At 71.4% G+C, this 11,863-nt stretch carries 12 protein-coding genes; 7 read left to right on the forward strand and 5 right to left on the reverse strand.

All coding sequences use genetic code 11. The features are described from left to right. Positions 1-3 precede the first annotated feature (3 nt). On the reverse strand, positions 4-192 hold the full coding sequence (locus AB4K12_RS23345; protein ID WP_086568537.1) for a hypothetical protein: 189 nt from the start codon (positions 190-192) through the stop codon (positions 4-6). Positions 193-303: 111 nt separating this feature from the next. Then, the gene (locus AB4K12_RS23350) at positions 304-1,344 is read right to left on the reverse strand and encodes a hypothetical protein (RefSeq protein ID WP_368436046.1); all 1,041 of its coding nucleotides are present in this window, start codon (positions 1,342-1,344) and stop codon (positions 304-306) included. Between the two features lie 88 nt (positions 1,345-1,432). On the opposite strand from AB4K12_RS23350, the gene AB4K12_RS23355 reads away from it, so the two are divergent. After that, positions 1,433-1,609: a hypothetical protein gene (locus tag AB4K12_RS23355; protein WP_179198844.1), complete on the forward strand. Its 177-nt coding sequence runs from the start codon at positions 1,433-1,435 to the stop codon at positions 1,607-1,609. Positions 1,610-1,744: 135 nt separating this feature from the next. Then, the gene (locus AB4K12_RS23360) at positions 1,745-3,286 is read left to right on the forward strand and encodes an FAD-binding oxidoreductase (RefSeq protein ID WP_368436092.1); all 1,542 of its coding nucleotides are present in this window, start codon (positions 1,745-1,747) and stop codon (positions 3,284-3,286) included. 30 nt (positions 3,287-3,316) lie between these two features. Here the strand turns inward: AB4K12_RS23360 and AB4K12_RS23365 are convergent, their stop codons facing one another. Both AB4K12_RS23365 and AB4K12_RS23370 read right to left on the reverse strand, forming a co-directional pair. Continuing rightward, entirely contained in the window at positions 3,317-4,069 is a 753-nt protein-coding gene (locus tag AB4K12_RS23365) for a phosphatase PAP2 family protein (protein WP_368436047.1), read from the reverse strand. Between the two features lie 193 nt (positions 4,070-4,262). After that, entirely contained in the window at positions 4,263-5,273 is a 1,011-nt protein-coding gene (locus tag AB4K12_RS23370; RefSeq protein ID WP_368436048.1) for an NlpC/P60 family protein, read from the reverse strand. Between the two features lie 207 nt (positions 5,274-5,480). Between AB4K12_RS23370 and AB4K12_RS23375 the strand changes: the two genes are divergently transcribed. After that, positions 5,481-5,702 (forward strand): DUF397 domain-containing protein, encoded by a 222-nt coding sequence (locus tag AB4K12_RS23375; protein ID WP_368436049.1) that lies wholly within the window; start codon positions 5,481-5,483, stop codon positions 5,700-5,702. A 27-nt stretch (positions 5,703-5,729) separates the two neighbouring features. On the opposite strand, the gene AB4K12_RS23380 is transcribed toward AB4K12_RS23375, so the two are convergent. After that, positions 5,730-7,187, reverse strand: a complete 1,458-nt coding sequence (locus AB4K12_RS23380; protein WP_368436050.1) for a serine/threonine-protein kinase — start codon at positions 7,185-7,187, stop codon at positions 5,730-5,732. 327 nt (positions 7,188-7,514) lie between these two features. On the opposite strand from AB4K12_RS23380, the gene AB4K12_RS23385 reads away from it, so the two are divergent. The 4 genes from AB4K12_RS23385 (at position 7,515) to AB4K12_RS23400 (ending at position 11,857) form a co-directional block, all read left to right on the forward strand. Next, a complete protein-coding gene (locus AB4K12_RS23385; protein WP_086568524.1) occupies positions 7,515-7,826 on the forward strand; it encodes a hypothetical protein in 312 nt (103 codons plus the stop codon). Between the two features lie 227 nt (positions 7,827-8,053). Continuing rightward, entirely contained in the window at positions 8,054-8,929 is an 876-nt protein-coding gene (locus tag AB4K12_RS23390; protein WP_368436051.1) for a hypothetical protein, read from the forward strand. Beyond that, positions 8,919-10,298 carry a hypothetical protein gene (locus AB4K12_RS23395; RefSeq protein WP_368436052.1) on the forward strand — a complete coding sequence of 460 codons (1,380 nt, stop codon included), beginning with the start codon at positions 8,919-8,921 and terminating at the stop codon, positions 10,296-10,298. The genes AB4K12_RS23390 and AB4K12_RS23395 overlap by 11 nt, the downstream gene beginning before the upstream one ends. A 2-nt stretch (positions 10,299-10,300) precedes the next feature. After that, entirely contained in the window at positions 10,301-11,857 is a 1,557-nt protein-coding gene (locus AB4K12_RS23400) for an SCO6880 family protein (protein ID WP_086567085.1), read from the forward strand. The last annotated feature ends 6 nt before the right edge of the window (positions 11,858-11,863 follow it).

Below are 11,863 nucleotides of genomic sequence, written 5' to 3' on the forward strand. Positions count from 1 at the left end.
GGTTCAGCCGTCCGCGTCCCCTTCCGGCCCGGACGGCCGGCGCCGGACGACCCGCAACACCTCATCGATCCGGTCGAAGCTGAGGCGTTCCTCCACCGCGCTGGACGCGGCGATCATCAGCTCGCCGTAGAGATCGATCTCGATGAGGGCCACGGGATCCGGCCCGCCGGACGAACCGCGTCGCGAAACCACGTGATTCACCTCCTCGGGGCTCCTCGGGACCGCTTTCCAGCGTAGTGATCGGTACACACGCCGCGCATGGCACAGAAGGACCATTTCCATGGCCAACTACGCCGTGCCGCGCTATTTCTGCGGCGAAGCGACCGTGCCCGCATAGATTTCGGCGGGTGCGGGCAGGGAGATGTCCGGCCGGAATCCGAACGAGGAAAGTTCGACCGTGGAGACCACGGTCATCGGTGACGGCGGGGCCGAAACGGTGGCCGACGCCGTCGCCGGCGCGGCCGCCACGGCGGAGGCGGCGGCCGAGGACGCCGACGCCGCGGAGGCCACGGCGCGATGGCCGACGCCCACGTCCGCCCGCCCGGCGCGGTCCCGGTCCGCCACCCCGAAGCGGTAGCGCAGCAGCCGCGGTCTGCCCTGGCGGTCGAGATAGGCGTCGAACGCGACGGTCCCACTGGAGAACCCTTTCGCCGCCGCCTCCAGTGCCGCCCGGTCCCGTTCGGGCGCGGCCCGCGCGGCCCGGGACAGGTCGACCGTGCCCCAGTAGTGATCGACCCGCTCCCCGCCCAGCCGCTCCTCGCCCGCGTACGCCGCCTCACGCGCGCCGCCCAGCAGCTCGGCCGCCGCGAGGGGGTCCGTGGCGCCGCTGGTGAGGAGGTCGCCGTCGGCCAGAGTGCCCGTGTCGAGGCGCACCCACTTGCCGGCGGGCACACCCGCGCCGCGGTTCTTCATGTACAGCGCGCCCGGCGCGAACACCTCGGTGATCGGCCGGTGCCCCGCGCTGCCCGCGCCGCCCTCGGGCAGCATCACCGTCAGCCGCCCGACGGGCCGCGCGAAGTCGTAGGCACCGCGGCCGTGAATGGTCAGCCGCGTGCCGCCGCTGACGGTCTCCATGGACGTACGGACCTTCGCACCGCCCGCCCGGGCCAGCGCCGCGGACGCGTGCCGCACGGCGGCGAGCGCCCGCACGGGATCCGCGGCCGCGGGAACGGCGGCCTCGCGGGCCTGCCGCACCAGACTGCTGCCGCCCGCGCCGGAGGCCGCGCTCTCCCCGGCCGGCTCCTTCTCGGCGCAGCCGGACACCACGAGCAGACCGAAGGCGAGGCCGCCCGCCACCGCACCGGCGACGACCGCGCTACCGCGCCTGTGCCTGGGCACAGCCATGTCCGTAAGCCCCCTGCCGCACGCTAGTGGAACCCGTTCCTTCAACGACCGCCCCGGGGTGGCCGTCACGGCCCGGTAGCGTGGACCCGTGTCCGATCCATCCACCGCGCCGCACCGCGCGGACCACACCACCAGCACCAGCGAGCGCGGTTCCTTCTGCACGGCCCGCTGCAGCTGCGGCTGGTACGGCCCCGCCCGCCGGGCGCGCTCCCTGGCCCGCGCCGACGCCGACGCCCATCTGACCGACGCGTCGGCCACCGGCTAGACCGTCCCGCCCCACCCACCGCCCCAGGCCGGAACCACCCGCCCCGCCGACCCATCTGTTTGATCAACGGGGACTCGGCAAGGCGCACCAGGCGCACACACGCAAGGGCACCAAGGGGCAGGGATCGGCATGGCCATCGACAGGCGGACACTTCTGGCAACGGGCACCGGACTGGCGGCGGCGGCCGCCGTGGGTGCCACGGTGACGACGGGCACGGCGGCGGCCGCCGGAAAGGCCGCCAAGAGCGACTGGACCGCCCTCGGCAAGGGCCTCGCCGGCGGCCTCGTACGCCCCGGCGACGCCGACTACACCGCCGCCCGCCGGCTCTACAACACCCGCTTCGACGGGCTGCGCCCCGCCGCGATCGCCTACGTCGCCGGCACGGCGGACATCTCCGCGGCCCTGGCCTTCGCCCGCCGCTTCTCCATACCCGTCTCCATACGCAACGGCGGTCACAGCTACGCCGGCTGGTCCAGCGGCAACGACCGGCTCGTCCTCGACGTCTCGCGGCTCAGGGGCGTGCGGACGCCGACCGCGTCGACGGCCGTCATAGGCGCCGGCGCCAAGCTCGTCGACGTCTATACGTCCCTGGCCGCGCACGGCGTCACCATCCCCGCCGGCTCCTGCCCCACCGTCGGCGTCTCCGGGCTCACCCTGGGCGGCGGCCACGGCATCCTCTCCCGCGCCTACGGCCTCACCTGCGACAGCCTCACCGGCGCCACCCTCGTCACCGCCGACGGCAGGACCGTCGACTGCGACGCCACCCACGAGCCCGACCTCTTCTGGGCCCTGCGCGGCGCCGGCAACGGCAACTTCGGCGTCGTCACCGAACTCCGCTTCCGCACCCGCGCCGTGGGCGAGGGCGTCACCGGCTACGTCTCCTTCCCCTGGTCCAAGGCCGCGGCCGTCATCAAGGCCTGGCAGGAGTGGGGGCCGAGCCGGCCGGACGAGATCTGGTCGGCCTGCGACCTGTCGGCCGCGGCGGGCGGCTCCCCCCGCATCTCCGTCGCCGCGTTCACCATCGGCTCCTACGGAGACCTGGAGAACGCCTTCGACGAGCTGACCGGCAAGGTGGCCAAGGCGAGCGGCGGCAGCGCCGGCATCGGCACCGTCCGGCTGCGGCGCCACTCCTACCTCGACACCGTCCGCGCCTACGCCGGCTGCGGCGACAAGACCACCGAGCAGTGCCACCTCCCGGGCGGCACGCCCGGCCGGGAGTCCGCCGGCAAGCTGGAGCGCGAGACGTACGCGGCGCGCTCGGACTTCTTCGACCGCTCGCTGGACGCGGCGGGCGTACGGGCGCTGCTCGAGCAGGTGGAACGCTTCGCGCGCGGGGTCAAGGGCGGCGGCGCCTCGGTGCAGCTGACGGCCCTGGGCGGCGCGGTCAACCGCGTACAGCCGCTGGCCACGGCCTTCGTGCACCGGCGCTCGCGGATGCTGGCGCAGTACCTGACCTCGTGGGCGGCCGGCGGCGCGGGCACGGCGCAGACGGCCTGGCTGGACGGCGCGCACACGGCGATGCGCCGGTACGCCTCGGGCGCCGCGTACCAGAACTACACGGACCCGGGCCTGAAGGACTGGCGCAAGGCCTACTACGGGGACGCGGCGGACCGTCTGACGAAGCTGAAGCGGCGCTACGACCCCAAGCGCGTCTTCGACTTCCCGCAGGCGCTCTGAGGGTCGCGGCAGGGGCCGGCCAGGCGGCCGTCAGGCCGCCAGGTCGCGGTCGTGGTCGTGGTGGCGCGGCCGGCCGGAACCGGTGAGGGCGCCGCCGTCGGTGTCCTCACCGGACCCGGCGGCGGGCACCACGGCCACGGGCGCGCCGGCCGACCGGACGAGCCGGCCCGCCCGCGTGCCGGCGATCCTCCGCGTCAGCGGCGTCAGCAGCATCATCGCGAGCGGGGCGAGGAGAAGGGTGACGGCGGTGCCGAGGGCGAAGCCGCCGATGACGTCCGTGGGGTAGTGCACGCCCAGGTAGACCCGGGAGAAGCCCTCGAGCAGGGCCAGGCCGATGCCGATGAGCCCGTACTTCCGGTTGGCCACGAACAGGCCCACGCCCAGGGCCATGGCCAGCGTCGAGTGGTCGCTGACGAAGGAGAAGTCGGTCTTCCCCTTGACCAGGACCTCGAGCCCCTGGTGGTCGAGGAAGGGCCGGGGGCGGCGGACGAAGCCGCGGATGGGGATGTTGACCAGGAGCGCGAGCCCGGCCGCGACCGGCGCCCACAGCAGCGCCGCCGTCCCGGCGGGCGCGTCGTCGCTCCGGCGGACGCTCCACCACGCGCAGAGCATCAGGACGGCGAGGCCGACGATGATTCCGTACTCGCCGATGAACTCCATCGCGCGGTCCACCCCGTGCGGCGCGGACTTCGCCAGACCGTTGATCTCGTAGAGCAGGCTGTCGTCGGGGTTCGAACCGCCCCCGGCCACCGGCATGGAGTCTCCCGTCACGAGTCCAGCCATTGCCCCGGCCCCTATCTGTCGCCTGTCGCCACGTCCAGCCACCGACCCCCGTGGTCCGTGCGCCGCAGCCTGCGGCGCTGCTCACCCACTTCATTAGGAACGCCCTACTCCAGTAGAGCGTTCCACCCTCCACCCGATGATCACCAGGACGTTATCGAAGGGTGACCCATGGTCCCAGCCCAGGCCCTTCCGGTCAGGCCGACTTGGGCTTGGGGAGCGCTTTTGCGCCATCCTGCGTCACTCGTGTCGCACCGATGTAATCCGGTGAATCAATCTTGTCGAACCTGATCACAGCTCCGGTGTACGGAGCGTTGATCATGTACCCTCCGCCCACGTACAGGCCCACGTGGTGGATGCTGCGCGGATCCTTCAAGTCATGTGCGAAGAAGACCAGATCGCCCGGGAGCAGCTCGTCCCGCTTGGGATGCGGGCCGGCGTTCCACTGGTCGTTGGCCACGCGCGGCAGTTCGATGCCCACGGTCTCGTACGCCGCCTTCGTCAGACCCGAGCAGTCGAAACGCCCGTTGTCCTCCTTGGTGCCGTCACCGCCCCAGAGGTAGGGCGTGCCCAGCTTCTCCTGGGCGAAGTAGATCGCCCCGGCCGCCGCCTGTGAGGGCGCGACCCTGCCGACCGGCCGCGCGAAGCTCTTCTCCAGGCTGCGGATCGACTTCACATAGCCCTGCGTCTCGTTGTACGGCGGAATGCCGCCCGCCCTGATGACGGCGTACGAACCGGCGTTGTACGAAGCGAGCATGTTGTCCGTGATGTCCCCGGGTACGTTCTTGACGTACTTGGCGAGGTCGCAGTCATAGGTGGCGGCGGACGGGATCGCGTCCTGCGGATCCCAGATGTCCCGCTTCCCGTCGCCGTTGCCGTCGACCGCGTGCCCGGCCCAGGTCTCCGGGATGAACTGCGCTATCCCCCGGGCGTCGGCGGGACTGACCGCCCTGGGGTTCCAGTTGCTCTCGGTGTAGAGCTGCGCGGCGAGGATCGCCGGATTGAGCGCGGGGCAGAGGTTGCCCCACTGGGCGACCAGCGCCTGGTACTGATCCGGCACCGCCCCCTTGGCCAGCCCTACCGTCCCCCGGCCCCCGCCACCGCTCACGGTGTTCCCCGCGGCCACGTACACACCGACCACGAGCAGCCCGACGAAACTCAGGCACAAGCCGACACCGGCACCCACGCCCACCCAGAGCTTCCGCACCCCGCAATCCTCCCCCAAGGGCCCACCACGTATCCGGACTTCCGTACGGTCCGTCAGCCTCCGCCGAACCTCCGACGGTTCAGCGTGCATCACCCTACGAGCGGGAACCAGACGGCCTCGCCCGGCGCCGGGCCCCCACACGGTGCCGCGACGCTAGGGTGAGCGCCGGCGTTCATCCGAACATCCCATCTCAGGAGGGGGCGGCTCGTGCCCGAGATTCCGGCTGATCTCACATGGATCCCGGCCACCGACGACGAGAAGATGACCGAGTATCTGGAGGTCGCCTTCGGGAACGACGGCAGCGTCTACATCCGGGAGAACATCAACCCCGAGAAGGTCGTCGTGACGACCGACGCCAAGTGGGACGCGTTCGTCCTGGGCGTCCAGGCGGGCGAGTTCGACCACTTCGTCGAGGGCATCGAGGGCTGACCCCCCGCGCTCGTCCCAGGCTCTCCGTCAGAAATCGGGCAGGTCCACCTTGTCCCGATCGCGCGGCTTCTTGAGCTTGCTCGCCGAGGAGGAGGGCCGGGGCGAGGGCGACGAGGACGGGTGCGCGGAGCTGTCCGCCGGCCCCGCCGACTTCTTCGGCTTCGCCGACTTCCCGGACTTCGGCGAGCGGGTGGGGTTCGCGACCTGTGAGGGCACGGCGTCGGCGTCGGCAGCCGGCGGCTGCGTGTCCCCGCCCTGGCTCGCCTCGGCGGCCGGGACGGCCGGGGGCGTGGAATCGCCCTTGCCGCCCCCGCCGCCTCCGGACTCGAACATGGAGACCCCGATCAGAGCCGCCACCACGAAGGCGACCCCACCGGCGACCACACCGAGCAGCGTCTTCCGCTTCCGTGCGGGCGGCGCCACCGCGGCATAGGTGGTCGTACTCTCCCGCTGCGGCCCGGACCGGCCGGGCGGCGGGCCCGGCGCGAACGGCGGCGGACCGCCCGGAACCGGCGGGACGGCGGCCGACACGGCCGTCGGGGCCATGCCGGCCGGGCCCATGCCGGGGGACCTCATTCCGGAAGACCTCATGCCGCCCTGCGGGCCCGTGGCGTGGGGAGCCGTGGCATGCGGACCCGTGGCGTTCGGCAGCGGCTGCGCGCGGTCCTCCCAGGAACCGTCGGCGAAGAAGTCCTCGACCTCCTGGGCCGACGGCCGCTCCTCCGGCCGCTTGGCCAGCATGCGCAGCAGGAAGGCCTCGAACGCGTACGGGATCTCGCCCCGCTGCAACCGCGGCGGCTCGGGCGTGCTGTCCACGTGCATGTAGAGCAGCGTCGTCGGGCTCTCGGACCAGAAAGGCGGCCGGCCGAGCAGCAGCTGGTACAGCACGCACCCCAGGGCGTACACGTCCGACTCCGGGCCGGCCGTCCGCCCCAGCGCCCGCTCGGGGGCGAGGTAGGTGCTCGTACCGACGATCTGCCCGGCCCGGGTCAGCTGGGCCGAGGTCTCGTCGACGAACCGCGCGATGCCGAAGTCGCCGATCTTCAGGGCGCCGCTGGCGGCGTCCACCATCAGGTTTCCGGGCTTCACGTCGCGGTGGACCACCCCCTGCGCGTGCGCGGCCGCCAGGCCGGACGCCGTCTGGGCGGCGATGTCGGCGACGCGGCGCACGGCGAGCGTCCCCTGGGCCCCGAGCTCGCCCTGCAGGCTCGGTCCCTGGACCAGCTCCATGACGAGGTAGAAGCGGCCGTCCCACTCGCCGAAGTCGTACACGGCGACGACCTGAGGGTGATTCAGGCGGGCGGCCGTCTGGGCCTCCATCCGGAAGCGCATCGCGGAGGACTCGTCGGAGTCGTCCCCCAGAAGCAGCTTGACCGCGACCTGACGGCCCAGCACCTCGTCGTGCCCCTGCCAGACTTCGCCCATTCCCCCACGGCCGAGCGGCTCCCCCAACCGGTAACGACCGGCAACCAGCACGCGTACCACCCTTGATCTCGAACCGTGCGCGGCTCCATGCGCAGATCAGGAAGAGTACCCACCGAACACACTGTCGTTTGAACATCTCCGCGCCCCCCTGTATCGCCGACGATTGCTCGGCGTCCATACGCGTGATACACAGAGTCACCCTAGGACCCCCCACTGACAACGGGGCTTCACCGCAGGTCAGAGCGGCACCACCGCGCACTCGTACGGGTTCCGGCAAAAAATGCCGCCAAATCGACATGCGGAGCGGCATCGTCGGCGAAGATAGGTCCTGACCTTTGCCGTGCGGCAAGGGGGATACAACTACCCATAAGGGGCGGTGAGTTAGAAATGTTTTTGGCTGCCGGCAACAAGGGCGACATCAACACCATCATTGGCGGAATCGCCCCGAAATGGGGTCCGTTCGGCGAACTCGGGCGCGAAGCGCGCGTGATGATCGAGGTCATCATGGCAGCGGCGATCCTGCTCTGCCTGGCCATCGCCATCTGGGGGGCAGCGAAGCAGCGGATCGGCGCCACGGCGCTCCGGGACACGTTCAGCGCCGAGCAGGGCAAGGGCCTGATCGTGGCGGGCCTGACGGGAGTGTTCATCATCGGCTCGCTCGGCACGCTGTTCACGATCGTCTACGGCATGGCGGTCTGAGCCCCCTTACGCGCCCCCTCCTCCGCCCGTTCGCTTCCATCCGCTTCCATCCGGTCCCGCCGCGCATCGCTCCCGCGCAGACCCTCTCGTCCCCGAGTCCCCCCGCACCGAGGCTGCCACCTGATGCCCCCTCACACCCCTTCGCCCACCCCCCGGATTCCCTTCCCACCGCTACCGTCATATACGGGCGGCAAGCCGGCCACGACGTATGAGGGAGCAGGCGGAGCATGAGTCTCGGCGACGACGGCTACGGCAGCGGCCACAACGACTACGGCGACGACCGCCACCACGGCACGCGCACGCGCCTCCCGGAGGGCGAGGTCGACCCCTACGCCCCCACCCGCCGCGGAAGCGGCCGCTCCGGCAGAGCGGGCCGCCCCTCCGGCCGGAACCTGATCACTGTCGTGGGCGTCGTGGTCCTGCTCATCGCCGCCATCGCCTTCGCCAACCGAGGCGACGGCTCCGGCTCCTCGTCCGACGACGACGGCTCCCCCCGCACCCCCACCGGCGCCCGCGCCACGGCCCCCACCGGCACCAAGCCGGTCGACGGCAAGACCGGCGGGATCGCCTCGGGGTTCGCCCATTCGGAGCAGGGAGCGCAGAGCGCCGCGGCGAATTTCGCGGTGGCGTTGGGGGGTGACGGGATGTTCAAGACGGACAGCCGTCACGCGATCGTCAACGCCGTATACGCCCCGGACGTCGCCGCCGCCCGCCAGGGCGACCTCGACAAGGTCTACTCCGACCCGGAGTTCCTGAAGAAGATCGGCTTGGACGCCAACGGCGGTACGCCCAAGGGCATGACGTTCGTGTCCAGGACGAGCCCCGTCGGAACCAAGGTCGTCAAGTACGAGGGCGACACCGCGAGCATCGCCGTCTGGTTCTCCTCGCTCTTCGGCCTGGCCGGCGAGAGCTCGACCAATCCGGTCTCCGAGAGCTGGTACACCAACACGTTCGTGCTGAAGTGGACCGGGGACGACTGGAAGGTCACCGACTTCACGCAGAAGGACGGCCCGGCTCCGGTCGGCCGGGACCAGGCCGCCTCATCGGCCAAGGAGATGTCCGACGCCGTTGAAGGGTTCGGAGGGTTCACCTATGCCCGCTAGTCGCCGCCGTGCGCTCACGATCCCCGCCGCGTTTGCGGCAATGCAAGCGACGATCGTCGTGCTCTCCGCACGGGCGTACGCCGCGCCGACACCGACACCCGCGCCGTCGGGATCCCAGGCGAGCCCCACGCCCTCGGCGACCCCGAGTGGCAGCGCCGCCCCGACGCCCACGCCGAGTGGCAGCAACACCAACGACCCGTGCGAGCTCATCCGAGGCCCCGCCAAAGAGTTCTGCAAAGGCGGCACCGGAACCGGCAAAGGCACCGGAACCACCCCCGCCGACCCCCCCAACGCCCTCGACCCCCTGGCCTCACTGGCAAAAGGCTGTGCCGAAGCCGGTTCCTGGATCGTCAACAAGCTCTCCGAAGCCGTCCAGAACACCGGCAACGTCGATTTCACCAACGCGCCCTTCCTCCGCCAGTACGCCGTGGTGTTCGCGGCCTCGACGTTCCTGACGCTCATCCTGTGGCTGCTGGCGGTCGCCAAGCGGGCCGTGCGCGGGGTGCCGTTCTCGGAGGCGGTCACCGAGGCGGTCGGTTTTCTGTGGTTGACGGTGCTGGCGTCGGCGTTCACGCCGTTGATCCTGTACACGGTCGTCTCGGCGACCGATGCCGTCACCGACGTGATCGCCGCCGGTTCGGGGACGAACAACGACGCGTTCTTCGGCGGGTTCGCGGCCGCCCTCAAGAAGGGCGACGGCATCGGCGGCGGGCCGATCATGCTGATCGTGGTGTCGCTGGTCTCGGTGCTGGCCGCGGGCGTGCTGTGGCTGGAGCTGGTGATCCGTGCGGCGCTGCTGTACGTCGGGGCGATCCTCGGTACGGCGGTCTACGCGGGGCTGGTCGACAAGAACATGTGGGGGCATGTCCGCCGCTGGGCCGGCATCATGATCGCCGTCATCCTCGTCAAGCCGATCATCGTGATCGTGCTGGGCCTGGCGGGGGCGCTGTCCAGCGGGAAGGGCCCGACCGCCTTCTCGGCGGTCGTGTCCGGCCTCGCGATCATCATCCTCGCCATCTTCTCCAGTGCGATGATCTACCGCTTCGTGCCCGGCTTCGGCGACGAGATCGTCAGCAGCCGCAACGCCAGCAACGACGCGGCCTCCCGCCGCGCGGCCGCGGTGATCTCCTCGCCGGCGGCCCTGGTCAAGCAGGGAATCACCACCCACAGCGCCCGCGGCAACGGCGGCGGAGGGGGCCAGGCGGCCCGTCCGGCCAGTGCCATGTCCGGCGGTGTGGCCGCTCACAGCGCCCGCCCCGCGGCCCCGAGCGGCGGCGGCAACGGAAGCGCTCCCTCCTCCGCACCGGTCCCGGCGCCCCGCGCACAGAACAACGGCAAGAGCAATACATCCGGAGGTGAGCGGAGTTGACGATCCCGGCCCAGTCCCAGCCGATCGCGGCCCGCCGTACGTATTTGATCGGACGCGCGCGCCCCAACGCGGTCGTGGGCAAGAACCGGGAGACCGGCGAGATCGCGCTGATCATCGCCGGGGCGTTCCTGGGCATGATGTGCGGCCTCCTGGTGCCCCTGCTGCCACTGCGGATCGTCACCCTCACCGGCTTTCCCGCGCTCTCGCTCGCCGCCGTCTACGTGCCGTACAAGAACCGCACGTTCTACAAGTGGTTCGAGATCAACCGCTCGTACAAGCGCAGCCTCCGCCGCGGCACCACGTACCGCTCCTCCGCGATCGAGGCCGGCACCCGCCTGGACGGGCGGGAGATCGAGGTCGGCCCGCCGCCGGGCATCGGGCGGATCAACTGGCTCTCCGCGCCCTTCGGGCCGGACGAGATCGCCGTGCTGCTGCACGCCGACCGCCGCACCGTGACCGCCGCGATCGAGATCGAGGGGCCGGGCGTCGGGCTGCGCGACTCGGAGGACCAGGAGGCGCTGGTCGAACGGTTCGGCACGCTGCTCAAGCACGTCGCCAACGGCGACGGCTACGTCACCCGCATCCAGATGCTGGCCCGTACGCTGCCCGCCGACCCCGACGCGCACGCCAAGGACGTCGAGCGGCGCGGTGACGACAACGCCCCGGACTGGCTGAAGGAGTCGTACGACCAGCTGCAGTCGATGGTCTCGACGTCGTCCGAGCAGCACCGCGCGTACCTCGTGGCGTGCATGCACTACAGCCGTGAGCTGGCCGCCGAGGCGCAGGCCATCGCCAGGGCCTCCCGGCACGAGGGCGGCGGCAGGCAGCGGCTGGACCGCGACGCGGGCCTGGCCGTGGTCATGGCGCGCGAGCTGACGGACATCTGCGCCCGGCTCGCCGAGGCCGACATCCGGGTGCGGCAGCCGCTCGGCCAGGGGCGGCTGGCGTCGCTCGTGCACTCGATGTACGACCCGGACCACCCGATCGACCACATCCAGGCGATGACCAAGCGCAACGCCTGGCCGGCCGAGCTGGACGCCATGGAGCCCACCTACCTCCAGGCGAAGACCCGGGAGTCGTCCACGCGCGCGCCCTGGTGCCATGCGACGGCGTGGGTGAAGGAGTGGCCGATGACGCCCGTGGGCGTCAACTTCCTCGCCCCGCTCCTCGTCCACACCCCGGACGTGATCCGTACGGTCGCGGTCTGCATGGACCTGGAGCCGACCGACGTGGCCATCGAGCGGATGCTGACGGAGAAGACGAACGACGACGCGGACGCCTCGCGCGCCGCCAAGATGAACCGGGTCGTCGACCCCCGCGACGTCGCCCACCACTCCCGCGTCGACCAGCGCGGCGAGGACCTCGCCAGCGGCGCGGCGGGCGTCAACCTGGTCGGGTACATCACCGTCTCGTCGCGCTCGCCGGAGGCGCTGGCGCGTGACAAGCGGACCATAAGAGCTTCGGCGGGCAAGAGCTACCTCAAGCTCGAGTGGTGCGACCGCGAGCACCACCGGGCGTTCGTCAACACGCTGCCGTTCGCGACCGGCATCCGACGATAGGGGCAA

The sequence above is a fragment of the Streptomyces sp. C36 genome (assembly GCF_040932295.1).
GTDB classification, from domain to species: domain Bacteria; phylum Actinomycetota; class Actinomycetes; order Streptomycetales; family Streptomycetaceae; genus Streptomyces; species Streptomyces triculaminicus.